Below are 26,245 nucleotides of genomic sequence, written 5' to 3' on the forward strand. Positions count from 1 at the left end.
TGAAAAGAATGCAGCTACTCAAAGTATCAAATCTAAGCAAAATCTATGGAACAGATGTGAAACGATATCATGTACTGATGGATATTAGCTTTGAAGTAAATGAAGGTGAGTTTATCGGGGTCATGGGGGCATCAGGCTCAGGGAAAACAACTCTTTTGAACATTTTAGGTAGTATTGATAAACCGACATCCGGTCGAATAATAATGAATGGAACTGATATTGCAACCCTAAAGAAAAATGATCTTGCTAGACACAGAATGGATAACATTGGCTTTATATTTCAGGATTATAATTTACTAGAAACGATGACATTAAAGGAAAATATAATTCTACCATTAGCACTAAAGGGCGATAAGGTGGAAATGATGGAAGAAAAACTTAAGCCACTTGTCATGGATTTAGGGATTACGAAGGTCCTTGATAAGTATCCATATGAAGTTTCGGGGGGAGAACAGCAGCGTGCCGCTGCTTGTCGTGCGTTAATCACAAATCCAAAGGTGATCTTAGCCGATGAACCTACAGGAAACCTGGACTCGAAGTCAAGTCAGGACCTACTTGAGCTATTAACCTATATTAACCATGATTATCGAGCAACCATACTCATGGTCACTCACGATGTATTTGCCGCCAGCTATTGCCAAAAAATCATGTTTATAAAAGACGGAGAGATTTACAACGAACTGTATTCAGGGCAAAGTAAGAAACATTTCTTTGACTCAATTATTGAGGTAATGAGCGTTCTTGGAGGACAACGTACATGAAGCTTTCTTCTTTAGCTCTTCGTAATATCAAGCAAAATAAACAAAAGTATTTCATGTATTTTTTTTCACTTAGCTTTAGTGTTTTTACGGCCTATACTTTTTTAGCACTTTTTTTTAACGAAGCTATTCTAACAGCATTCACGTATAGTGATCGGTATCGTTCATTTCTGGTTAGCTCTGGTCTTATTGTATTGGTTTTTGTCATCTTTTTTTTAGTTAGCTCTAATACCAGCTTTATCAAGGCTAGAAAAAAGAGATTTCTACATATGCCTTATTCGGTATGACAAATTTAAAAATAGGAAAGTTACTTTTATTAGAGACGATGATTGTTGGTGTCATCAGCCTTATTATTGGAATTTCTGTTGGAGTCTTTTTTTCGAAGCTCGTTGCGATGGTTTTACTAAATGTCACTCTAGTTTCTTTTACTGAGAATATCGCCTTTATGATAGAGCCAAAAGCTATCTTAATAACGATCATCCTATTTTTATTGATATTTGTCCTTATTGGCTTGTCTGGCTTAAAAGTAATTCATCAGTTTGAATTAATCGATTTATTTAAGGCTGAGAAAAAGTCAGAAGAGCGCTGGGACGGCTCCAATATTGTTTTGATTATATCTTTTATAGGAATTGGATCAGGATATTATATAGCTACTCATCAGAATCCAGACATCGTTGTTAATTTGGCTATCCTAATACTCCTTCTAATTATACCAGGGACATATATCTTTTTTTGGGGTGGATTACCTAAAGTAGTTAGCTTCATAAAGAAATATAAAAGTAGGTACTATCAAGGTGAAAATCTAATTGTGATTACCTCGGTTTCTCATCAAATGAATTCACTTTCCTCATTAATGGCGACTATTGCAGTGTTATCAGCTGTAGCTACGACCGCCATTGCGACTGGGTTTACCTTGTATAGCAATGTAGAGATAAATACTTACAATACAATTGGTTATGACCTATATTATTACGGGGGACAAGAGCAAATAACAGATCAGATAGAAGTTGTATTTGAAGGGAATAATACTTCAATCACAGAGAAACGTACGTTTGATCTTTATGGTTCTAAGCCCGAAATAAAGCCAATAACCGTCGGTAATACAGATTATCAGTTTTCCTCAGAGCAAGAAACTTTTAGAGTGTATTCAAAGAGTGAATTTAATAAACTTATTTCTTTATCAAGTAGCGATACGAAACCTGTTTCACTCGAATCTGGAGAGGTAGTATACCTAAATCCATATGTAAGTGTAGAGTTGCAGAAGGCTATGATCGGCCACTCCGTTAACTTTTCAAGCAAAACATTAACAATTACAGCAACGCGGCGTTCGAACTTCTTATTCTTTGGCACCTTACAAACGATTGTAGTTGATGATGAAGATTTTATCGAACTCTTACAAAACGGTGAAATAACGAAATCGGAACAAAAAGCAACTGTCTTAAATTTTGAAAATGCACTGCGTTCAGAAAAGCTAAATCGCGAGCTTACTCAAATATTAAAGGGGAATGTTGGAGGTTATCGAACAGCCTTTAACCGTTACAACGAATTAATGGAAACCTTTGGGCTCATCTGCTTCATTGGCTTTTTTATAAGTGCAATCGTCATACTTATGACAGCAAGTCTCTTGTATTTTAAGCAAGTTATGGCAGCAGTAGAAGAGAAAAGACAGTTTAAAATGCTTAAAAAAATCGGCATGGACAGTCAAACTGAGAAAAAAGTAATCACAAAGAGATTGTTTCCAATTTTTCTAGTTCCACTTTTTATCGGTATTCTCCATAGTGTTTTTGCCATGAAAGCAGCTGATACAGTCGTATTTTCAACCATGATCGCTTCGAACTATTCTTATCTAAAAGTTTTAGCTTTTTCAGCAGTCATGTATTGTTTATATGCAATTGTATATGGACTTTTCTACTTTATAACAAAAGCACAGTATTCGAAAATTGTGAGATAGGAGTCTAATTTTCTACATAAAAACAAACAAAGCCGACACCTATATAGATGTCGGCTTTGTTTGTTTTTGTAAGTAAACCGGATATAATTGCAATTTGGCATTTTATGTTAAAATAAGAATAACAATCGTTACTCATGTACTAACAAAGTGTATAAGCTCGACTACGACCCAAGAGCTAAAACTAAAAATATATGGAAGGAGCTTTTTATGGAGAGGAAATTTATTTTACTTTCTCTGTTTGTAATAACGAGTGTGTTTGTCTGGTTTATTTTTTTCAATAACAAACCACTTCCACTAGAGGAAGTAATCGCTCAAGAAATGCCCTTTTTTGAAAAAAAAGAGATAATTCATATTGAAAAGTTTGATAGATTTGCACTTGTTATCTCAAAAGCAAATCCAGACGATTTAACAAATCATAGCGTTAATACTGAACACACAGTTCCAGTAATTGATTTTTTTGTTGAAAATAACAAGAATGGGTGGAGTTTTTTGAATTCATCTTGGGAGGCTCCTCGCTCCTATACTGATCATTTAACTTCCTTTATCAAATTTTTACCACTCGAAGAAAACCGTTTAATTACGTTTGGAGATATCAATCATCCCGAAATCCATAATGTAAAAATAAAAGTGGGCGATGAGTATTTAGCTGCAAATATTATTGAGGATACATATGGGAACAAAACTTATTTTTTAGTACATGAGCCTGAAAACGACAGATTGATTAAAGGTTATTCTGAGGCAGGGAACATTATTTTTGAAGTGAACTGAAAGTAACTTTACGCTTGTAGCTAACAAAAAATTAAATTTGAAATATTTTTATTTTTAGTACCTAAATCTACTGAGTACTATACAAAAGAGGTGCAAATTGATGTTATTGAAATGATAGGACTACACGTAGTCTCAAACTAATTAATATTTTCAATGAAGTTCATAATTTGCTTTTTTTCTAACTGTCGTTTGATAGCTTGATTAAGTTAATTATGAAATTCACTTATTAACTATAAAAATTTAATTTTTTCTGGGGAAAATGAACCTGCTGTTCATATTGTGTTCATTTTGTCATGGTAGGATAGCGAAGTAAGAATTTTATTTTACAACTTAACGGGGGTTAAAGTCATGGTTTATAAAAAGCAATTAAGTCTTTTAATTCTAGTAATAGGATTGCTAGCTTTAGTAGGTTGCAATACAGAAAGTAGTACGCAGGCGGAAGAAACAGTGGAACCAAATCGTCATCCAGTTGAAATTGCTATGGTTGAAAAGGGAGTCCTTACCAGCGATTTGAAGCTTTCCGGAAATGTAATGGCGGGTAAACAATTACCTGTGCTTCCGTTGGTTGCTGGTGAAGTGAAGGTAGTTCATGTGAAAAACGGGGACACGGTCAAGCGTGGTGATGTTCTTATTGAAATTGATGTATCTGATATAGAATTAAGTGTTTCTCAAGCTCGTGCTGGCCTAGAGGCAGCCGAGGCAAATCTAAGAGGATCCAAAGCAATGAGAGAGCAAAGCATTCGTCAGGCTGAATTGCAAGTAGCTCAAACGAAAGAATTGCACTCAATGCTACAGGGCATAGAAAATACAGAACCAGTTGCTCTTGAAAATATTCCAGAAGAACTTCAGGAAATCTTTAAACGATTGCTTCAAAGCAACATGCCAACAGAAGCTGATGTAAAACAAGCGAAAACAGCTGTTCAACAAGCGGAAATGGCTTTAGCACAAGCAAAACGAACAGAGCAAATTGATGCAGCTACTGCTTCAGTGAAACAAGCGAAAATTGCAGTGGAAATGGCAGAGAAACAAAAGAATAATGCTGTTGTGACTGCACCTATCGATGGCCAAATTACCAACTTTACAACAAGCGTTGGGGCTCTAGTATCACCGCAAATGCCACTATTACAACTTGTTCAAATGGATGAGCCAGTCGTACATCTAAATGTTAGTGAAGCAATGTTAGCAAATATAAGTGTTGATCAAGAAGTAGAAGTTCAAATTCGCTCTTTAAATCAAAGCTATCAAGGGAAAATTACTTATATCGGCATTATGCCTGCAGAACAGTCTCGTGCCTATCCTGTAGAAGTTGTTCTTGCTAATCCGGATAATCATTTACGAGTGGGGCTACTTGCTGAGGTTATCCTTACTCCGGCTATCGTAAACGAGGAGTTACTTGTACCAGTTTCAGCGGTAAGTGTTGAAAATGATGAAAGAGTGATCTACGTAACCCGTGATGGTGAAACAGTTGAAAAACGTATAATTTCGATAATTGGTGAAACCACAGAATGGTTTAGTGTTGAAAACGGATTAATTGAAGGTGAATACGTTGTCGTAAGAGGAACTCACCAGCTTTATGATGGAGCATTTATTAATATTCGAAACGATGTAGGGCAAAAGTTTGACATGCAATTAAATTATTCAAAGGAACGTGACGAAGCAGTTTCTGGGGATGAAAGCGACTCCTCTGAAGACGATGAGGCTGATGAATAACACCTAAAAAAACGGAGGAACATAAATGAGTTTAATCAAACAATCTGTAAAACGACCAGTTGGTGTTATTATCGTTGCTCTCGTCATGATTATTTTGGGAGTGGTCTCACTAACTGGATTAAAAGTAGATTTAATGCCAGATTTAGAATTGCCAATCGTTGCTATTTCAACACCATATCAGGGGGCAGCGCCACAAGAGGTTGAGAATTTAGTCACTCGTCCCCTCGAAGGTGTACTAACTGCTACTGAAGGGTTGTCAACTATACAGTCAATTTCAACGCAAAATCAATCGGTCATTATTTTAATGTATGATTTTAATACCGATCTAGATGCTGTTATGTTAGATCTTAGAGACCGGATTGACATGGTTCGTCAAGTTCTACCAGACGGTGCCGGAAATCCTACTCCGATGCGTTTTGATCCAAATCAAATGCCAATTATTCAGGTTGGTATTTCAGCAGAAATGGAATTGACTAGACTTACAAACATTTCAGAAGATATCATTATCCCAAAAATTGAACGTATTCCTGGAGTAGCTTCTGTTAACTTAACTGGCGGTCAAGAACGAGAAATTATTATTGAACCTGACCTTACATTACTTCAAAGGTACGGTCTTACTATTTCACAATTAGCTCAGATGATAGGCGGGGAAAATTTAAGTGCTCCTGCAGGTGAAATCAAGCGTGGTGGCCAAGATATGTCACTTCGAATTGTGGGAGACTTTAAATCTATTTCCGATATTGAAAATATCAATGTTCGAACTAGAACGGGTCAAACCTTAAAGCTCTCAGATATTGCTGAAGTCAAGGATACATTTCGTGAGATGTCATCTTTTGCTTTCGTTAATGGGAAACCAACGTTAAGCATTGATATTTCGAAACAAGCCGATGCAAATACTTTAGATGTCTCTAACGCCGTCAATATAGAACTTGAACGACTTCAAAGAGATATTCCTCAAGGTGTGATGTTAACAACAATCATGGATTCAGCGATGTTTATTAAAGAATCCATTAGTAGTGTTGTTATGAACATGCTGCTCGGTGGAGCAATGGCAATTTTAGTATTATTGGTATTCTTACGAAGCCTCCGCAGTACGTTAATAATTGGACTTTCAATTCCGATTGCAGTCATTTCTGCTTTTACACTCCTATATTTTGCTGGGGAAACAATAAACATTATTACCCTAGGTGGACTTGCTTTAGGAATTGGATTATTAGTTGATAGCTCAATCGTTATTTTAGAAAACATCTATAAGTACCGTGAAAGAGGCTATAGCCGTATCGATTCGGCCATCAAAGGTGCTACCGAAGTTTCTTCTGCAGTAATTGCGTCAACGATGACGAGTATGGTTGTATTTGTTCCGATTGTGTTCACACAAGGAATAGCTGCGGAAATCTTCCTTCCACTCGCTTTAACGGTAGGTTTTACATTAATAGCCTCACTAGTTGTTGCGTTAACAATTGTACCGATGTTGTCAGGGCTATTATTACCTGAGATGAAGGTAGAAGAAGATCCAAAAGGAATAAGAAAAGTAATGGCTAGCATTGGTCACCTTTTAGAAGGTCTAAACAATCGCTATCGTCATATCCTTAGATGGTCAATCAACCATAAAAAAACAATTGTATTTGGAACCATTCTCTTATTAGGTGCAAGTGTAGGGACAGTTCGGCTTGTAGGGATGGAATTAATGCCTGCCTTCGACCAAGGGGAAATTTCGGCAAGTTTTGAAGTGCCTCCAGGAACTACCTTAGAAGAAACAAGGGAAACTGTAAAAGAGTTAGAAGCCTTTTTACTTGATACAGGCGTCACTGAAGTGGTTCAAACCACGATTGGTGGGGGAGGTATGATGGGCTTTGGAGGTGGCAGGTCTAATAGAGGTAATTTTTATATTCGACTTGTACCTGGTAGTGATAGAGAGCTTACTACTAATCAATTAATTGAGGAGTTTAGAAGTTTCTCAGAAACAATTCCAAATATTGATCTAACAGTTCGATCTTTTGAAAGTGATGGTATGGGTGGGAATCCGATTGAGATTGAAATTCGCGGAGATGACTTAGAAACGCTTAAATTCATTGCGGATGATTTAACAACTATCATCAGCGAAGTACCAGGTACAGCGAACGTTACTCACTCCATGGGGGAAACAAGACCTGAGATGCAGCTTCTAGTGAATAGAGATGTTGCCATTCAATTCGGTTTATCCTATGCTGAAATATTAGATACAGTTAGAACTAGTATTAGTGGCCAGGTAGCCTCACTGATGAGAACTGATGGTCAAGAGATTAGTATCTCAGTCATTTTACCTGAAGAATACCGAGAAAACTTTACGCAATTACAAAACCTCCCGTTACTTACACCAACAGGAGATACAATTCCATTATCAACTGTCGCTGATTTTGTCCAAGCAGATGGGCCGAATGTTATTAATCGGCAAAATCAATCACGAGGAGTTTCGATTACTGGTGATATTATGGATCGAGACCTAGGAAGTGTAATTGCTGATATTGAAAAAGAATTAGGGCAATATATTTTCCCTGACGGTTATGACTATAACACTGGTGGAGAATACGAAATGATGATGGATGCATTTAAGGATTTAGTCCTAGCCTTAGCTCTAGCCATTTTTCTAGTTTATGCAGTAATGGCCTTCCAATTTGAAAAAGTTTTATATCCATTCATTGTTATGTTTAGCTTACCAGCGACATTTATCGGGATAATGGCAGGGTTCCTTTTAACAGGAAGACCTTTAAGCGCCCCTGCGTTTATTGGGATCATTATGTTATCGGGTATCGTCGTTAACAATGCCATTATCTTGGTCGATTACATTAACAAGTTAAGAGACCAAGGGATGACAAGAGAAGAAGCGATTTTAGAAGCTGGTCCGACAAGACTACGACCAATTCTGATGACAATGTTAACAACTGTTTTAGCGATGCTTCCACTTGCGATTGGTCTAGGTGAAGGAGCTGAACTTCAAGCCCCTATGGCTACGGTTATCGTGTTTGGTTTAACTTTCTCAACTGTTATTACCTTAGTCCTCGTGCCTGTCATCTATATCTATACTGACCAATTTACAAACTGGTCGAAGAAGTTGTTTGGGCGTGGGAAAAGGGAAAGTAACGAAGTGATATAAATTAATAATAAAACTAAAAGGTATCTTTAAAGGGGCATAACCCCTTACAGATACCTTTTTTTAATAGGAATTCATCGTCAATTATATAAATTCAGTGTAATTAATGAAATTTAGTTGTATTTTTGATTATAATGTTTATAAACTGAAGGGATTTATGTCTAAAGTTAGATAATAGTAAAAATATAGGTTTTATTGGGAAAATAGAATTACTAAACTATATTTAGAAAGGATGTAAGTTTTTGAGACAAATAATTGCTCTTGGAGGTGGCGGGTTCTCTATGGAGCCTGAAAATCCGTTACTAGATTAATATAAACTTTAGAAGTCTGGGAAGAAAAAACCAAAAATTTGTTTTCTTCCTACTGCAAGTGGAGACTCAGAAAATTACATATCAAGGTACTATACCTTCTACTTAGTAAAGATAAATAAAAAATATTCAAACCTTGGAGGTTGCACATGATAAGATATCCCAATTTGAAACAAGGAGCAACTATCGGAGTGACAGCACCTTCCTCTGGTGTACCAACTGAACTTCATGAACTATTGAAAATGTCATGCAGCCGTATGGAAGAAAAAGGTTTTCACATCATCTGTGGTGAAACAGCTTGGACTCAGGATAAAGCAAAGTCTGCACCTGCCAAACAGCGGGCAGAAGAGTTTAACAATATGATGCTAGATGATAGGATCGATCTCATCATCCCACCTTGGGGTGGAGAACTTCTTATTGAAACACTAGAATATATAGATTTTGAAAATATACAAACCAAGTGGTTATTAGGTTATTCTGATATTAGTCTATTATTGTTAGCAATCACATTAAAGACAGGTTTAGCCACAGCACATGGGACGAATTTAGTAGATTTGAGAGGGGAATATTCTGATGATACGACCGCAATGTGGTTTTCAGTATTATCAACAACAGCGGGGACACCAATCCTTCAAACCTCCTCAAGTAAATACCAAAAAGAATGGCAATTTGATAAACCAACCCCATATGTATTCCATCTAACAGAGCAAACGTTATGGAAATCGATCTCTACTAATGTGATGATCGAAGGGCGTTTACTAGGTGGGTGTATTGACGTAATCAGACATCTAATAGGTACACCTTTTGGTGATGTTCAAAACTTTACTAAGAATTATATCAATGGCGAACCCATCTTATGGTATTTCGAGAACTGTGAATTATCAACGACCGATATACGTAGGACATTAGTACAAATGAAATTAGCTGGATGGTTTGATCATTGTTCAGGAATAATGTTTGGGAGAAGTCCTGCAAATACTTCTGTTAATAACTATACTATAGATGACGTTTATCAAGAACTGTATGAAGAACTTTGTATTCCGATCATTTTTGATATTGATTGTGGTCATGTTCCACCACAATTAACCTTGATAAATGGTGCATTTGCTAAGGTAGAATTAGAAAATGGTAAAGGGATAGTCACTCAGCATTTTAAGTAGGCTCCTTTAGCATAAATTGTTGTTTTTCAATAAAGTAGACTTGGCTAATTCACAAAGTTTGGCGTGCATCTTTTCGAACCTACCATTCTGATGTGTAAAGAAAGCAATCTTTGTAGAAAAGGCTACTAATTGAAAATTCACATAGTTTACGAAAAGGGCCTTTAAGTAAAACAAGCAAAATTAGGGGGATTAGAAAATTGCCATCACAAATAGATGAATTTTTAGAACAACAGAACAAAAGCATGCAAGCCTTATATAAACCTGTTCTATACAATGGTTGGATGGCTGCAACCACAGGTCAACAAGAGTATAGTGAAAAGCATGAAAAGGCCTTAGTTACTTACTTTGCCAATTTTTCAGACCCAGATGCTTTTCATCAAGTGATGGCGTATAAAAAACGGGAGGACTTAAGCTTACTTCAAAGACGTCAGTTAGATGACCTTTACAACAAAATGGTTAAAAATCAAATTGAAACCGAAGAAGTTAGCAAAACGATACAATTAGAAAAGAAAATATCACAAGTTTTTACTACATACAGACCTCAACTTAAAGGAAAAGAAGTTACGAATAATGATTTATTGGATGTCCTAAAAAATAGGAAAGATAATTCTGAAAGAAAAGAAGCTTGGCTAGCAAGTAAACAGATCGGGAAAAAGATTGAAAAGGATATCCTTACCTTGGTGAGAAAACGGAATGCAGATGCGAGAGCGCTAGGATTTGATAACTTCTATCAAATGAGTTTTGAAACGCAGGAACTAGAGATGGATGTCGTTTTCAATACGTTTCAGAAATTAGTGGAGTTATCTAATGAACCATTCCGGAAGATAAAAGACGAAATCGACCAAGAGTTAGCAAATAAATTTGAAATCACGATCGATGAATTACGTCCATGGCATTATGTAGATCCATTTTTTCAAGAAGCCCCACCAGTGAGCGGGTTTGATATGGATCAATTTTATAAAGGGAAAGACTTAGAACAAATCGTTACGAACACCTTCCAAGCCATGGGATTAGACATTGTCGATATTCTCGAAAAAAGTGATCTCTATCCTCGAAAAAATAAAAATCCATTTGGATTTTGTACAAATATTGATCGAGAAGGGGACGTAAGGGTATTAATTAATCTTGATGAAAGCGTATTTTGGAGCACTGCTTTACTTCATGAGTTCGGTCATGCAGCTTATTTCAAGTATATTGATAGGACGCTACCGTTTCTTCTCCGTTTTCACTCACATACGTTAACAACTGAAGCGATTGCCTTATTTTTTGGTCGAATGAACAAAACCTGGGATTGGCAAAAGCAGTTTCTTGGCTTAAACGAAGACGAATTAGCAAAAATCACTCCGTTCGCAGAAAGATTGTTACAACGTCAAATGCTAGTTTCAGCAAGATGGATGATGACTTTTTCTTTTTTCGAAAGAGAATTATATGAAAATCCGGATCAAGACTTAAATAACCTATGGTGGAAGCTTGTCCAAGAAATCCAATTCATCAATCCACCAGAGGAAACACAGTTTCCAGATTGGGCAGCTAAAATGCATTTCTCACTCGCCCCAGCATCTTATCAAGATTATTTGCTCGGCGAATTAACAGCCTCACAGCTCCAAACCTACATCGAACAGAATATATCCGCAAATCTATTTAAACCAGAGGTAGGTAAGTATTTAATTGAACACTTTTTTAAACCTGGAGCTTCCTTGCATTGGAATGAAAAAATAAAGATGGCGACAGGTGAGTACTTGGATCCAGAGTATTTTAGTAGACAATTCTTGTGAACTACCTACCACTTAATTTTCTAACGGAAATTTGAAGTGGGGGATGAATGGCTAAAATGATAAAAAGTGAGTTGTAATGATACCATACAGACTAGTTTAGTTAAATATGAGATACATGGTTATTCAATCCCTGATTTTAGGGCAGTAGAGATAGTTAAGACAGATGGGGTAGTAAAATAGATAATAAAAGACGCTAGGAATACATCCTAGCGTCACTACCTTAAATAGCTGCATTTGTTGTAGAATTTTGTTTTAAGTTTTGTTTTTCTTCTGCCTTTGAGATTACAACAGCACAAGCTGCATCTCCAGTAATATTAACCGCTGTACGAGTCATGTCTAATATTCGATCTACTGCTAGAACTAAGGCAACACCTTCAACTGGTAAACCTACAGATGTTAATACCATTGTTAGCATGATTAATCCTACACCAGGTACTCCAGCTGTACCTATACTAGCTAACGTAGCTGTTAAAATTACAGTTAATAAATCTCCGAATGATAGGTCTATCAAGTAAACTTGAGCTATAAATACAGTTGCAACAGCTTGCATGATAGCAGTTCCATCCATATTAATTGTGGCACCTAATGGCTGTACAAAACTACTTACAGACTTAGAAACTTTTAAATTTTCTTGGGCTGTACGCATAGAAACAGGTAGTGTAGCACTACTACTAGACGTACTAAAAGCAACGATCATCGCAGGTGCAAAACCTTTGAAAAACTCAATCGGATTACGCTTTGCTAAAACAGCAATGGCTGATCCATAAGTAACTATGGCATGAATAAATAATGCACCAAGGACGGCAATCATATAAAGAAGCATTGCTTGTAATGCATCTAATCCTAATTTTCCAATTGCTGACGCAATAAGAGCAAAAGCACCGTATGGAGCTAATAGCATCACCACATTAACAAGGTACATCATGACTTCGTTACCCTGTTCCACTAAATTAAGGATACCTTTTGTTTTTTCACCAAGCCTAGCTAATGCAAAGCCGATTAACACGGAAAAGGCAATGATTTGTAGCATTGTGCCTTTAGCCATAGCATCGATTGGGTTAGTAGGGATAATATTTAGTAATGTTTCGACAAAGGGTGGTGCCTCCCTTGCTTCAAAATCAGCAGCACTTGTTTCAAAACCGCCACCAGCACCAGGTTGAATGATATATGCCATCGAGAGACCAATGACAAGGGCAATAGCAGTAGTTATTAAATAAAAGGCAATGGTTTTACCACCGATACGACCTAATTTCTTTGGGTCACTGATACCAGCAGTTCCTAGAATTATTGAAAAGATAACAAGAGGTACGACTAGCATCATAATTGATTTTAAAAATAATGTTCCAACTGGAGTCAGTAAATAGGTATCTACAACTTCAAAACCACTAGGTACTAGTAGGTTAAACCCTAAACCGACAATTAAACCTAGAATAAGAGCAATAATAATTTTTTTAGTTAAATTCACAGTTTGTTTCCTCCTTATTTTTATTAATTTACCATTTTACTAGAGTTAATTTCATAATTACCTTGATCAAGGTATATAAAACTATATGTAGTTGTGAATACTTTTAAAACAACTACATATAGAAATTATTAGCGGAAATAATGAATTATGAAATTCATTAACTAAGATAATTATTTTACAAATAAATAATAGTAGAGGTTTATTATAGTATAAAATGGTTTTCAACAGTTACTTTTTTTTTCATTGTGAAACGTGATAAATGAAATTTCCTTTCTAGATTGAAATGATCTGAGTAAATCAGAACAGGAAGGTTACCAGAAAAATGCCTGATTATCTATTATAGCAAACCCTGAAGGGAAAAGGGATAAATGAACGAAATGAGTCTATGTATGAACTATTTTTAAAAATTTTGTTCGGAATGAACGTCACTTAGGGGTTTTATAGTTAGAAAAACCAGTGTTTATATACGTGGAGCATTTCTTTTAATAGGGACCCACATGTATATCACTTTTTGTGACAAAGTGATACACAAGTCAATTATATTTCCTAAACAAAAAAAAGCGCCTTACCGCTTGAAAAGTTCTAGCCTTTTCTCCCGATAAAACGCATTGCCTAGAGCTATGATATCTTAATAAGTAGAGATATGTCTAGGGTCCAAATTAAGGAAGCTTATTCAAACCGTTTTTTTTATTGGTCATAGGACAATCGTTTCCGTGGCCTATACTATTTGAAAAATCTTAACATTATGGTTGCGCAATCGCTTAAAGAGAGAGGGGGGCACACATCAAGATTACATTTATACTTATTAGAATAAGAAATGGAGTAACAATGCTACGATTTAATAGGAAAGCAGAGTAGGGTAACCACTTTTCGATAAGGCTAATTAATTCCATTTCCTCAATAATAATCCATGAAAAATTGATACTGATGACCAGTGCGACTAGAAAAAATAATGTACTGTCTATAAAAGACAGCTTTTTCTCCATAATTATGTAAATTGCAGCAGTAAGCCATGATAGTGCGAAAAATACGACGAATGCAAATTCCTCCAACTATATTTTCTTTAGTATGTCTTCAATGAATTGGATAATACATGAAAAGGATTAAGACTGAAAGAGAGGAAGTAAATGAGGGGCTCATAACTAAAAATTTTTCTTTTGTCTCATTATCAAGAGTTTACCTAATAATTGAGACCGAAAAGATATTTTGTTATTGTTGCTCATAATTATATTATGTAAACTAAAAAAAGAAAAAAGGGGTAGCAACATAATAGTTTTCTCCTATCTACGAGTATTTCATGAAAATCTCTATTTTAAAGTTTTAGATTATTACTATCCCTTTAGATACACACACTACTATTGGAAATACTTTGGATTTCATGTATAATGTACATAATAACTTCCTAGAATAAAAATGACCGAGTGCTGGAACACTCAGTCGTTGCAACAACATGCCGCAGGTTAGCGGCTAACCGTGTATAAAAGACTACAGAAATAGCCCCCTTACTTGGTCGTCAGGGTGGCTATTTCTTTTTGTTTAGATAGACGACAATAGTAATAATTAGTGTAAAAGCTGCTATTAGTACTAAGCCGAATTGAGCTATAAGACTAAATGCTTCAAATGTCGTCACAAGCCTCACCCCCTTTCCGAAGGGGATCAGCCGCCACCCTGCTATATGTAGTTGCTTTCTAAATTATACCAATCGTACGTTCTTGTATCTACTAATTTTTTTGTTGTAAAAACAGGGGAGTAGAGAGAAAAACTTAATTTTTAGTTATCTTCCTTCGGTAAATCCATCTTTTTTACGGCGGCACCTAACTCATCGTTTTTGATATGCGTATAAATCATCGTTGTTTGAATGGAAGAATGGCCGAGTTGTCTACGTAATTTAGGTACATCATTAATCGCAGAATGATATCTAGTTGCAAATGAATGTCGAAGTTTATGTACTGATAATGATGATTTACCAAATGCTGTCGCATATTTTTCGACTAGTTTTTCGATAGCTCGTGGTGTTAATCGTCTCGTCGTGCCTTTGGGGCCCATAGGTGAAGAGACAAACAACGATTTCGTAGTTTTGATTAAATTGTAGCGTTCATTACGTACAGATAAATAGTCTTTTAAATCTAGCATCGCTTGATCGCTAATATAAACATATTGCTCTTTATTACCTTTACGGATCACTCGTACCGTATTTTTTTGAAAATCGATGTCCTCTAAATCAAGGCCAACAAGCTCAGATAAACGCAGTCCAGAGCCTAAGATGAGAGAAATAATGGCTGTGTCACGCTCACGGTTTTTCTGATGGAAGTTGTAGAGCTTTTTGTTATCCTGGTTAGCTAAGCCGTAGTCGTGGGCCACGAATTGACGAAATTGTTCGTACTCATCGCCACGGAGGATTTTACCCTCCATACGGTTTGCAAGTGTTTCTTGGTCTTCTTTAATGTTGTTCAATTCAATTTTTGCCATGACATTCCGCGATAAATAAGGTTCTAGGTTGCTAGTTTCAGCGATGTTTTGCAGGTAATTAAAGAGTGATTTTAAGGCAGATAATTTCCGATTAACGGTCAGTTTTGAGTTGTTAAGTCGGAATTCAAGAAAAGAGAGAAAATCTTCAATTTGCTGCCTTGTTAACTTTTCAAGAGTTTCCAGAGGGATTTCTTTCCGAGATCCATTGTAAATACCTTCAGCTAAGATCCAATCAAAAAAGATGAGATAATCATGACAATAGTTTAGCAATGAAGCTGGTGATAATTTTCGTTTTCGTTTATCTATGTATTCAACCACATACCAAGGAAGTTCTTTTGCTTTTTCTTCAATACGTTCATAATAGCGAAGTCGATTTTCTTGGCTCATTTTAGATCACATCCTTTGTTACTATTTTATAATTTATAGTTTAATTCGTCAAATTTATATTTTACGTAATAATGTATCGGAGTATCTAAGCACCCCACTTAGGCCTTCTGTTGTTATTATCTAGGTCATTTCGGTACAGGTTTAAATTGGAGCTTTTATGCGAATCTTTCATTTATTTTCGAACGCGCGTTGGTACTGGCAGTTTTGACCACAGGCTTTCGTTTAGCAGACATACGTTCCTTTATTTTTAGAAATATAGCTCTTTTTTAACGTTTGAGGACATACGTTCCCTTATCGTAGCTGTTAGAAGTGTTTTTTTATTGAATGTAAGGAAATAAAGGAACGTATGTCCACTTAAGTCCAAAAACAGCAAAATTTCAGTAAATAGATGATCCTATGTCCGCAAAATTTTAATCCACTCTCCATATCCCAGAAATGCTACTTTTGCCACCCTAAAGATATTTTTGCCCCTCTCGTTTACTTAAGTTAGATAGCTGATGACTATTTATAAATGCTGCAACTGCATCTCTGTTTGTTTTCGAATATTCTCGTAGTGCCCAACCAATTCCTTTACGAATAAAAAACTCGTTGTCTTGAGCATTTTTATCAATAATTCGAAACAGTAGTTCGTGATCCGTTTTTTCTTTGTATTTTAATTGAAAGAGAATGGCTGTTCTTCTTAGCCACATATTTTCCGAAATGGCCCAACGTTCACAGTATTCAGCTACTAATGTTGGGTAATTACTGAAGAGATGTCCAACACATTTGCTAGCGATTATATCGACGGTATCCCACCAAGACTTTGTAGTTATGAGATATTCCAAAAATTGAACATCTGCTTCCTCTAAAAGCTTAGTATATTTTACAAGGTAATCTATCGCGAAATATTGATATTCCCTCTCAGGCAAATCCCAGAGCCCATTAATAAAATCGATCATTTCTTCTCTCGGTAATTTCCCTACTTCTTTAAAGATTAATCTAGCTAACTCTCTTCTCTCTGGTGACTTTATACCTAAAAATTCAAAATGACCCTTCATATATTTTCTCATTGGAATGGCATTTTGTTCATTTTTATCTAATTCAAATATGTTAATGACGAATGTTAGTCTTTCATTATTATTCACAGTGCATCCCCCCTTTTTTACATTTTTTCCTAAGTATAACGTTTTCACACTAAGAGAAAAATCCCTACAATTTCTTATTGTAGGGATTTATGTAATTACTCTTGTTGACTTTCTGCTTCCCATTTCGCAACTTCTTCTCGAACTCGCGGTGCTACCTCTGTTCCTAATAACTCGATCGCTTTCATGACGTCATCATGAGGCATCGAACCCACTGGCATGTGAATCATAAACCGAGTGATGCCAACGTTCTGACGTAAATGAATGATTTTGTCTGCTACTGTTTTGGGATCACCCACATACAATGCTCCTTCAAAACTACGGGCATGATCAAAGCTAGACCTGTCATAATGCCCCCATCCTCTCTCACGTCCAATTACGTTCATAACGTACTGTGTTGAAGGGAAAAATTTGTCAGCAGCTGTTTGTGTATCGTCAGCAATAAAACCATGTGAATGTGACGCTACTGGCAACTTCGACGGATCGTGCCCAGCTTGAGCGGCCGCTCTCTTATAGAGTTTCACAAGGGGAGCAAATTGTAACGGGCTCCCTCCAATGATTGCAAGAACAAGTGGCAGCCCAAGTATCCCTGCTCGGATAACTGATTCTGTATTTCCCCCACTTCCTATCCACACTGGTAAAGGTTCCTGGACTGGGCGAGGATAAACACCTAGATTGTTGATCGCCGGACGATGTCCCCCCTTCCAAGTAACTTTTTCTGACTCGCGTATCTTTAGCAATAGCTCCAGTTTCTCATCAAACAGGTCATTATAATCTTTTAAATCATAGCCAAACAACGGAAACGACTCAATAAATGATCCACGCCCTGCCATGATCTCTGCCCTTCCGTTCGAGAGGCCATCTAGTGTAGCAAAATCTTGAAATACACGAACAGGATCTGCAGACGAGAGAACTGTGACGGCACTTGTTAACCGGATTTTTTTCGTTCGTGTGGCAGCTGCAGCTAGCACAACTGCTGGTGAAGACGCAGCAAAGTCTTCTCGGTGATGCTCTCCAACACCAAAGACGTCTAACCCAACTTGATCTGCAAGGACAATCTCTTCTACAACGTTCCGTAGTCGCTCGGCATGACTTATGACAACACCTGTTTGTACATCAGGTGTTGTTTCTACAAAGGTACTTATTCCGATTTCCAATGGTTTTCCTCCTAGTCATTTCTGTATCTTTACCTTAGTATCGTAATACCCTTATTTTGAGGCTTTGCCTAGCCTAATTCAAGTTTTATGCACCAAGCTTAGTTCTTTTCTATGTACAGCCCATGAATATTATCAAAAAACTACTACATACTGATAAAATAGTTACCGTTTTTAATTCGTAATTAGGAGTGGTTATTTTGGACAACGTGTTTGATTATGAAGATATTCAATTGATTCCAGCGAAGAGTATTGTGAAAAGTCGATCTGAATGTGATACGTCGGTTCGCTTTGGCAATCACACCTTTAAGTTACCAGTTGTACCTGCAAATATGCAGACCATTATCGATGAAAAAATTGCTACTTATTTGGCGGAGAATGGGTATTTCTATATTATGCATCGCTTTGAGCCAGAAAAACGTGTGGATTTTATAAAAGATATGAAAAAACGCGGTCTAATTGCTTCAATAAGTGTTGGTGTTAAAGATGAAGAATATAGTTTTGTGCAGCAATTAGCTGATGAAAATCTTACACCGGAATACATAACGATTGATATTGCCCATGGTCATGCAAATAGTGTCATTGAAATGATTCAACATATTAAAAAACATATACCTGATACCTTTGTTATCGCCGGAAATGTTGGAACTCCTGAAGCTGTTAGAGAGCTAGAGCATGCTGGGGCTGATGCAACAAAGGTTGGAATTGGACCAGGTAAGGTGTGTATCACCAAAATAAAAACAGGATTTGGTACTGGTGGCTGGCAATTAGCAGCACTTCGTTGGTGTGCGAAAGCAGCAAGTAAACCAGTAATTGCTGATGGAGGCATACGTACTCATGGTGACATTGCTAAATCAGTTCGGTTCGGTGCAACAATGGTTATGATTGGATCTTTATTTGCCGGTCATGAAGAATCTCCAGGAGAAACGATGGTGATTGATGGAAAACTATGTAAAGAATACTTTGGCTCTGCCTCAGAATTTCAAAAAGGTGAAAAAAGAAATGTCGAAGGTAAAAAAATGCATGTCGAACATAAAGGTTCATTAAAAGATACACTGATCGAAATGGAACAGGACCTTCAATCCTCTATTTCCTATGCAGGTGGAAATAGATTAGATGCGATACGTCATGTAGACTACGTGGTTGTGAAAAATTCAATCTTTAACGGGGATAAGGTCTATTAAGAATACTCTTTAGGTGAGCAAGGTGACTTTATTACTTGCTCACCTTTCCAAAATACATAAATAATTCTTGGTAATGTTTCTATGCTTTTAGTAGCCTTCTCAGCGTTTGAAATAATAATGGTAAATAAATTTGGGCATTAAACTAAGAGGAAAAAACTGAAGTTAAAAGAGGCTTTAGAGAAACTTTGAGATAGAATGTAGTTTTATTTCGTAAAGACTTACGTGGTATAGCTTTTTACTGTGAGGTTTCCGTTCTGGCCTCAACGTCAAATAGCCTTTGATTTAATACTTTTATTTGGCTGTCTTTTTTCTCCACTTGTTTCTTAACATGAAGTAACAATCCCACAATGGTTTCTTCTTGGTGGGACTCAATGCGAACAACAGTATTCTTAATATCTTTAACATCATTTTTCAAAGTTGTAACGTCATTTTTTAGAGTTAATACGTCATTTTTCAAAGTTGAGACATCACTTTTTAGAGTTGATACGTCATTTTTCAAAGTTGTAACGTCATTTTTTAGAGTTAATACGTCATTTTTCAAAGTTGAGACATCACTTTTTAGAGTTGATACGTCATTTTTCAAAGTTGAAATATCTTTTTTCATGTCTTTCACTTCAAAATGTAAAGAACTTAATTGTCTTTCAGTTCTTGCTTGTCCTTCTAAAATTTGTTTAAGTAACTCTTCCATCATTATCACCTCCTTCCCTTAAGTATAACATGAAATAGAGGATGAGTAATCCACTGAAAATATCCTGATTAAAATCGCTTCTTCATTGATAATGTCCATAACAACTAGGTTCTTTCCCTTAAACTTGTTTCTTTTTGAAATAATTTAAATTATCCTATATCCACCGGGAATCAAAAATGACCGAGTGGTGCATACCCGGTCTATGTAGCTACATGCCGTAGAGATAGCGTGTAACCACACGAAAATATAAGTAATCCCCAAACTAGAGTATTACAATTCTAATTATATGCTAAAATTCGCCTGCCTGTAGCAATAGTCGCGGACGAGTAGTTCTAAACCATTGGAGGCAAAGGATAAAGAAGAGAAATGCATCAATAACGTCCCCACCGTAATACATAATCATACTTCCTAACTCTGCTTGTCCTACAGGAACAGAGGATGGTGGAAAAGCATAAATATACTTAGATAAAATACCGTGAATAGAAAAAGCAGTCACTGCTACAACTGAACGATAAACATAGCTCCTCTTGTAGGGCGTTGGATCAATCCCAATAAGTGATACTGTAAAAAGAAAACCTGCGAGAAATACATGTATGTGTATGAGCATATGTAGGTATAGACTATGGTGCATGACTTCATATAAACCTGTTGTGTAAAGTATCCATAAGCCTCCGATGTTTAAGATCGATGCAACCACTGGATCGGTATAAAAGTGTACAATTCTGCTTTTTAATAAACGAGTAAGACGGCGTGCTTGTTCGACCTTTAATGTACGCATAAGTAAAGTCATTGGAGCTGCGAGTACCATAAGTAATGGTGCCGCCATGCCAAGTAACAAATGACCAACCATATGTACCGTGAAATCGGTTTGTGCACGTTCTGCTAAAGGGCCAACCAATGCTGCTGTAGCAAAGATCACTCCTAGACTCCAAAACATAGTACGAGAAAAAGGCCATTGTTTGTAATAGCGGTTTGAGAAGATGACTGCGTATAAATATAGTACAAAACCAACTAAAAATGGGAGTGCTAGTAACAGCTGAGAGAATGTGTGAATGTGTAAGTCACTGACATGATGAATATGTGTCTCATTGGTCATGGGTAACGGTCTCCCTTTTTGACTGTTCACGTTTGGAAAGAAAAAGTAAAAAGCTTCCGGCGACTACCATGGCTACAGCAATAATATTCCAAACAATATCATAAACGACTACATTTTCAACATAACGGATTTGATGAATCCGCATGATCTTGTGCTGGATCGTACCGTCATACAATTGGAAAACACCAGCGCCTAGTAGAACACCGCCCCACCACCTTTTAAGCCATACACCATTTCGTCTCTTAAGGTCAGCAAATAAGAACAATCCCCCGATTGTCGCAAACCAACTAAACGCATGAAATAGACCATCAGAAACGAGTCCAATACTAGTTGTAGATTTGTCGTAAAAATGATGCCAGTGTAACAGTTGGTGAAAAATAGTCTCATCTACAAAAGCAACTAAACCTAGTCCAAACAAAATACCAGACCATAAATTTCGTGTGGAATATTCATAACGGTTTGTATCAGTTGTCATAATTTTCACAGACTCCTCCATGAATTATTTGAGAATATGTATATCATTTCCATATGTTTACAAATTATGTGCTAAAATCGGCTTATAACTTCCTCGACTTCTTTTATTATTGGCATTCCAGCTTGTGCACCGAACTTTGTGGCAGCTAGCGCAGATGCTACAGTAGCAAATTCAATAGCCCACGAATGTCTGACCTGATGCTATTGCTAACGTCAGACTAGAACTATAGTAATCCCCTGCCCCTGTCGTATCAATGACAGGGACCTGATAAACTGCCATCATATCCGTTGTTTGATCCTCATAGGGTTTATAGAAGGAAAGAAAGGTGGTCATAAACCGTGAATATCAGAGTCAGGCAAGGTGATAGTTTCTGGTATTATAGTCAACTGTTTAATGTTCCGTTACCTCTTATAAGTGATTCGAACCGTGATGTAAATCCTCAAGCCTTACAGGTTGGGCAAATTGTGCGAATTCCAGGGTTTTATGTTAATTTCTATACGATTCAACCTGGAGATACTTTTTGGGCCATCTCTAATCGGTTAGGTTTTAATTTTGATATGCTTCAACTCTTAAATCCAACTTTAAATCCCTATGCCTTACAAATTGGTCAGCGAATAAATGTTCCCGTTCGTGTTTCAAGTCCAATTGTTCGCGGAAGAAGATCATACGACTTCGCAGCAATGATGAACGATATTCGTCAGCTAATTGAAGTCTATCCTTTTATCGTTAACCGTAAAATTGGAGATTCAGTGATGGGGAAAGATCTTGTTGAATTACAAATCGGGCGCGGTACGAAACGTGTTCACATGAACGGATCCTTCCATGCCCATGAGTGGATCACAACGCCAATTCTAATGCAAACACTTAATGAATATTTACTAGCCCTAACAAATATGGGATCCATCAGAGGACTTTCGATGCCACCATTCTATCATTCAGTTCTACTATCTATTGTTCCAATGGTCAATCCAGACGGTGTAGATTTGGTCATTCATGGTGCTCCGAATGAAGAACCTTATCGTCGAAACGTATTGGCAATAAACGGTGGAAGCACAGATTTTTCAGGTTGGAAGGCAAATATTCGAGGTGTTGACTTAAATAATCAATTTCCTGCTCGTTGGGAAGAAGAGGCTAGGAGAAAGCCATCTCAACCATCTTCACGAGATTTTCCAGGCACTCGTCCATTATCAGAACCAGAGTCAATCGCAATCGCTGATTTAACGAAACGAGGAAACTTTGACCGAGTGCTAGCATATCACACCCAAGGAAAAGTGATTTTCTGGGGGTATCAGGGATTAGAGCCATCTGAAGCAGCAACTATAGTAGCAGAATTTTCAAGAGTAAGTGGTTATCGTGGGGTTAGGTATGTTGACAGCTTTGCAGGTTACAAAGATTGGTTTATTCAAGAATGGAGAAAACCTGGATTTACGGTCGAATTAGGTAGTGGCGTAAATCCATTACCTATCAGCCAATTTGATCAAATTTATCAAGAGAATTTAGGGATCTTCTTAGCAAGTCTTTATATGTAAATCTCTTTGTAAGTCGGAAAAAACTCACCTTAATAAAAGAAACCTCGCTGGATGCGAGGTTTTTTGACTATCTAGCTAAATGGTATATATGATGAACGTCTTCTTCAGACAATTTCACAAAGTTACCAAGCGGACCTCTTTCTGTCGCCTTTTTCGCCATCTTCTCAAGGTGCTCGTCGCCGATACCTACTTCTGTCAAAGTGATTGGCATTCCAATAGAACGGAAGAACTGTTCTATTTTATTAATTCCTGCTAGAGCTGTTTTTTCTAGATCATTCAAATCAATTTCTACATCCCACACTCGATTAGCAAATTGTGCAAATCTCTTTACGTCATGCTTGTAGACGTATTTCATCCATGCTGGGAAAATAATTGCTAGTCCAGCTCCGTGCGCGATATCATAAATCCCGCTAATTTCATGCTCAATATCATGGCTTGCCCAATCACCAATTCTCCCCGTTCCTAATGAGTCATTATGGGCGATTGTCCCAGCCCACATGATCTCCGCGCGAGCATCATAATTCGTTGGATTCTCTAGAACTGTATGTGCATTATTAATGATTGTTTTTAAGGTTGCTTCACATAATCGATCCGTCAGCTCTACATTTTTTTCGTTCGTAAAATATCTTTCTAAAATATGGGCGATCATGTCTGTAATCCCGCAAGCTGTTTGATATGAAGGTAATGTATATGTAAGAACTGGATTTAGGATCGCAAACTGTGGCCTCATCGTATCGTGTCCAGTTGCTCTCTTATACAAGCCATCTTCGTTTGTAATGACTGTTCCTGTACTTGTTTCACTACCTGCAGCAGGGATGGTAAGCACAACCCCTATTGGTAAGCACTCTGTTACTGGTTTTCCAGTGAAGAAGTCCCAGACATCTCCCTCATATTTCGCACCTGCAGCAATTGCCTTCGCAGAATCAATAACACTTCCACCCCCTACGGCGAGGATGAAATCAATGTTATTTTCCTTACAAATTGAAACACCTTCACGAACCAGGCTAACTCTGGGATTAGGTTGAACATCACCAAGTTCAAAGATCTCAATGCTTTGCTCACGTAAAGACGTAACGACACTATCGTATAAACCCGTGCTCTTAATACTGCCTCCACCATAATGCAGCAGAAGCTTTTTTCCATACTTGATAGACTCTTCCCCGACTGTAGCTTCTGTATCTTTGCCAAAAATAATCTTTGTACTATTACGAAAAACAAAATTTTGCATATGTATTCCCCCTTATTTTCATACGTATTGTCAAAACTTTATATAGAAATAGGCTATTAAATCCTTTATTAGAGGGCTTTATAAGCAAAAAACTTGCCACCCCCCGGATTCTAAGTTATTAGTGAGGTAACCACACACACACTAAGATCCCTTAGAAAGGAAGAGTGACAAGTTGTTACCTCAAATTATAACCTATTTACTTACTTTTATAAACTACCAAGAACAAGTGATTCGAACGTTGCTTACCCTATTAATCGGGAAAAGTATGTTTGATAAACCAACTGAAGTTCCAGTAAATAAACCTTATCGAAAACTTCAAGTGGATGATCTTCCGATCATTGAGGTTCCAAAGAAACTAGATTTTCAACTTCTGTTATCTGAACATCTAGAGTCTAAAGGGAAACCTCTTAAACCAGTCCAAAGACGGTCGAATTCAACACCAGTTCCTTCATCAATGAAATGTCCAACGTGTGGTGCTCCAGCTGATTACTTGTATGCCAATAATGGGGCGAAAGGACAATATCAATGTAAGGTGTGTACGTGTCTTTTCAGTGAAAAAAACCGCTATCTAAAGGAAACAATCCTGAAATGCCCTCACTGTTCAAAAACACTAGAAAAAGTGAAAGAAAGAAAAGACTTCCATGTGTACAAGTGTAAAAATGATGCTTGTTCTTATTACCAAAAGAAACGAAATGCGATGACTCAAAAAGAGAAAAATAGGTTCAAGAAAGATCCCCAAGCCTTTAAACTTCGCTATATTTACCGCCAATTTCACATTGATTTTCAACCGTTAGCGAAGCATTCACCAAAGAGGCCGAGAGTTGATCTATCAAGAATTTATGTGTCTCCATATACACTTGGACTTATCCTTACTTATCACGTCAATTATGGTCTGTCAGCTCGCAAAACAGCTGCTTTAATGAAGGATATCCATGGTGTTTCTATTTCTCACCAAAGCATTTTAAACTACGAGAATAGTGTTGCCTTATGGTTGAAACCTTTTACTGATCACTATCCTTATGAACTCTCTGACCAATTCTGTGGGGACGAAACGTACATCCGTGTAAATGGCCGTTGGCATTACCTGTTTTTCTTCTTTGACGCTGTAAAGAAAGTGATACTCTCTTACCCAGTGTCACCTAACCGAGATACAGCAACCGCCATAAAAGCGATTGACGAAGTATTACTAAAGCTTAAGAAAATACCTGAGAACCTTACATTTGTGGTTGATGGAAATCCAATTTACTTGTTAGCTCAACATTTCTTTGCCCAGCATCAAATCCCTTTTGAGGTCATTCAAGTGATTGGCTTGACGAACGAAGATGAAGTTTCAAAGGAATACAGACCTCTCAAACAAATTATTGAGCGACTAAATCGAACCTTTAAAGGGAACTATCGGTCAACTCATGGATTCGGTTCAGAACATGGTTCTGTTTCATTCGTGACATTATTTGTCGCTTACTTCAACTTTCTAAGACCTCATTCGGCCTTAGAAGGAAAAGTGCCTGTGACCATACCAGAGCTAGAAAAGCTTCCAAACATGCCTGCTAGATGGACAACTCTTATTGGTCTAGCCCAGGATTGGATCAGCGAACAAAGAGCCTAACTTTTGTTTAGCAGAGCCCTTTCTAGCCAGCGGCGAAGCGAACTCTTGACAAACCGAACTCGCCAATGGTTTAAAATGGAAATAACCAAGGGTTTATTTGGCATGCCATCTTTTGTCCGCTTCGCCCTTGTTAAACCTCACTCTAAACCATTGGCGTGTTTGTCAAGAGCGATGGCGGGAGCTACCCCCAGATTAATTGGTAGAAAGTTTCATCAGCCTTTAGTTTTCATAGAACTTTTGACACTTCCTTTTCATATAGTAAGCCTTCGAGGGGATTAAAACA

Annotated in this window: 20 protein-coding genes and 1 pseudogene; 11 read left to right on the forward strand and 10 right to left on the reverse strand. The window is 37.1% G+C overall.

Annotated features, from left to right (window positions below; translation table 11 throughout):
• Window positions 1-8 precede the first annotated feature (8 nt).
• From H1D32_RS09920 to H1D32_RS09955, 8 genes and pseudogenes are all read left to right on the forward strand, one after another.
• Window positions 9-761: an ABC transporter ATP-binding protein gene (locus H1D32_RS09920; protein ID WP_261178117.1), complete on the forward strand. Its 753-nt coding sequence runs from the start codon at window positions 9-11 to the stop codon at window positions 759-761.
• 280 nt (window positions 762-1,041) lie between these two features.
• Complete coding sequence (locus tag H1D32_RS09925; RefSeq protein ID WP_261178118.1) at window positions 1,042-2,709, forward strand: FtsX-like permease family protein; 1,668 nt, start codon at window positions 1,042-1,044, stop codon at window positions 2,707-2,709.
• A 207-nt stretch (window positions 2,710-2,916) separates the two neighbouring features.
• Window positions 2,917-3,477 (forward strand): hypothetical protein, encoded by a 561-nt coding sequence (locus H1D32_RS09930; RefSeq protein WP_261178119.1) that lies wholly within the window; start codon window positions 2,917-2,919, stop codon window positions 3,475-3,477.
• Between the two features lie 348 nt (window positions 3,478-3,825).
• The gene (locus H1D32_RS09935; protein WP_261178120.1) at window positions 3,826-5,187 is read left to right on the forward strand and encodes an efflux RND transporter periplasmic adaptor subunit; all 1,362 of its coding nucleotides are present in this window, start codon (window positions 3,826-3,828) and stop codon (window positions 5,185-5,187) included.
• A 25-nt stretch (window positions 5,188-5,212) separates the two neighbouring features.
• The gene (locus tag H1D32_RS09940) at window positions 5,213-8,320 is read left to right on the forward strand and encodes an efflux RND transporter permease subunit (RefSeq protein ID WP_261178121.1); all 3,108 of its coding nucleotides are present in this window, start codon (window positions 5,213-5,215) and stop codon (window positions 8,318-8,320) included.
• Window positions 8,321-8,559: 239 nt separating this feature from the next.
• Window positions 8,560-8,730 (forward strand): annotated as a pseudogene (locus H1D32_RS09945) (Type 1 glutamine amidotransferase-like domain-containing protein); the annotation flags it as partial.
• Between the two features lie 44 nt (window positions 8,731-8,774).
• Window positions 8,775-9,785, forward strand: a complete 1,011-nt coding sequence (locus H1D32_RS09950; RefSeq protein ID WP_261178122.1) for a S66 family peptidase — start codon at window positions 8,775-8,777, stop codon at window positions 9,783-9,785.
• Window positions 9,786-9,982: 197 nt separating this feature from the next.
• A complete protein-coding gene (locus tag H1D32_RS09955) occupies window positions 9,983-11,560 on the forward strand; it encodes a gluzincin family metallopeptidase (RefSeq protein ID WP_261178124.1) in 1,578 nt (525 codons plus the stop codon).
• Between the two features lie 220 nt (window positions 11,561-11,780).
• Here H1D32_RS09955 and H1D32_RS09960 read toward each other — a convergent pair whose 3' ends face one another.
• The 5 genes from H1D32_RS09960 to H1D32_RS09980 form a co-directional block, all read right to left on the reverse strand.
• Complete coding sequence (locus tag H1D32_RS09960; protein ID WP_261178125.1) at window positions 11,781-13,025, reverse strand: dicarboxylate/amino acid:cation symporter; 1,245 nt, start codon at window positions 13,023-13,025, stop codon at window positions 11,781-11,783.
• A 1,522-nt stretch (window positions 13,026-14,547) separates the two neighbouring features.
• Window positions 14,548-14,655 (reverse strand): putative holin-like toxin, encoded by a 108-nt coding sequence (locus tag H1D32_RS09965; protein WP_261178126.1) that lies wholly within the window; start codon window positions 14,653-14,655, stop codon window positions 14,548-14,550.
• Between the two features lie 140 nt (window positions 14,656-14,795).
• Complete coding sequence (xerS, locus tag H1D32_RS09970) at window positions 14,796-15,881, reverse strand: tyrosine recombinase XerS (RefSeq protein ID WP_261178127.1); 1,086 nt, start codon at window positions 15,879-15,881, stop codon at window positions 14,796-14,798.
• 452 nt (window positions 15,882-16,333) lie between these two features.
• The gene (locus tag H1D32_RS09975) at window positions 16,334-17,005 is read right to left on the reverse strand and encodes a DNA alkylation repair protein (protein WP_261178128.1); all 672 of its coding nucleotides are present in this window, start codon (window positions 17,003-17,005) and stop codon (window positions 16,334-16,336) included.
• Window positions 17,006-17,100: 95 nt separating this feature from the next.
• Window positions 17,101-18,159 carry an LLM class flavin-dependent oxidoreductase gene (locus H1D32_RS09980; protein WP_261178129.1) on the reverse strand — a complete coding sequence of 353 codons (1,059 nt, stop codon included), beginning with the start codon at window positions 18,157-18,159 and terminating at the stop codon, window positions 17,101-17,103.
• Window positions 18,160-18,356: 197 nt separating this feature from the next.
• On the opposite strand from H1D32_RS09980, the gene guaC reads away from it, so the two are divergent.
• Window positions 18,357-19,340 carry a GMP reductase gene (gene guaC, locus H1D32_RS09985; RefSeq protein ID WP_261178130.1) on the forward strand — a complete coding sequence of 328 codons (984 nt, stop codon included), beginning with the start codon at window positions 18,357-18,359 and terminating at the stop codon, window positions 19,338-19,340.
• Between the two features lie 235 nt (window positions 19,341-19,575).
• Here guaC and H1D32_RS09990 read toward each other — a convergent pair whose 3' ends face one another.
• From H1D32_RS09990 to H1D32_RS10005, 4 genes are all read right to left on the reverse strand, one after another.
• A complete protein-coding gene (locus H1D32_RS09990) occupies window positions 19,576-20,031 on the reverse strand; it encodes a hypothetical protein (protein WP_261178131.1) in 456 nt (151 codons plus the stop codon).
• 286 nt (window positions 20,032-20,317) lie between these two features.
• Window positions 20,318-21,124 carry a cytochrome c oxidase assembly protein gene (locus H1D32_RS09995; RefSeq protein ID WP_261178133.1) on the reverse strand — a complete coding sequence of 269 codons (807 nt, stop codon included), beginning with the start codon at window positions 21,122-21,124 and terminating at the stop codon, window positions 20,318-20,320.
• The gene (locus H1D32_RS10000) at window positions 21,114-21,599 is read right to left on the reverse strand and encodes a DUF2243 domain-containing protein (RefSeq protein WP_261178254.1); all 486 of its coding nucleotides are present in this window, start codon (window positions 21,597-21,599) and stop codon (window positions 21,114-21,116) included. The genes H1D32_RS09995 and H1D32_RS10000 overlap by 11 nt, the downstream gene beginning before the upstream one ends.
• Window positions 21,600-21,770: 171 nt before the next feature.
• Window positions 21,771-21,881, reverse strand: a complete 111-nt coding sequence (locus tag H1D32_RS10005) for a carbohydrate kinase family protein (RefSeq protein WP_261178134.1) — start codon at window positions 21,879-21,881, stop codon at window positions 21,771-21,773.
• A gap of 56 nt (window positions 21,882-21,937) precedes the next feature.
• Between H1D32_RS10005 and H1D32_RS10010 the strand changes: the two genes are divergently transcribed.
• Window positions 21,938-23,128, forward strand: a complete 1,191-nt coding sequence (locus H1D32_RS10010) for a M14 family metallopeptidase (RefSeq protein ID WP_261178135.1) — start codon at window positions 21,938-21,940, stop codon at window positions 23,126-23,128.
• A gap of 67 nt (window positions 23,129-23,195) precedes the next feature.
• Here H1D32_RS10010 and H1D32_RS10015 read toward each other — a convergent pair whose 3' ends face one another.
• Window positions 23,196-24,356 (reverse strand): iron-containing alcohol dehydrogenase, encoded by a 1,161-nt coding sequence (locus H1D32_RS10015; protein WP_261178136.1) that lies wholly within the window; start codon window positions 24,354-24,356, stop codon window positions 23,196-23,198.
• Between the two features lie 172 nt (window positions 24,357-24,528).
• Here H1D32_RS10015 and H1D32_RS10020 point away from each other — a divergent pair, with 172 nt between their 5' ends.
• Window positions 24,529-25,962 carry a DDE-type integrase/transposase/recombinase gene (locus H1D32_RS10020; RefSeq protein WP_261178137.1) on the forward strand — a complete coding sequence of 478 codons (1,434 nt, stop codon included), beginning with the start codon at window positions 24,529-24,531 and terminating at the stop codon, window positions 25,960-25,962.
• The last annotated feature ends 283 nt before the right edge of the window (window positions 25,963-26,245 follow it).

The organism is Anaerobacillus sp. CMMVII, from assembly GCF_025377685.1.
Taxonomy (GTDB): Bacteria; Bacillota; Bacilli; order Bacillales; family Anaerobacillaceae; genus Anaerobacillus.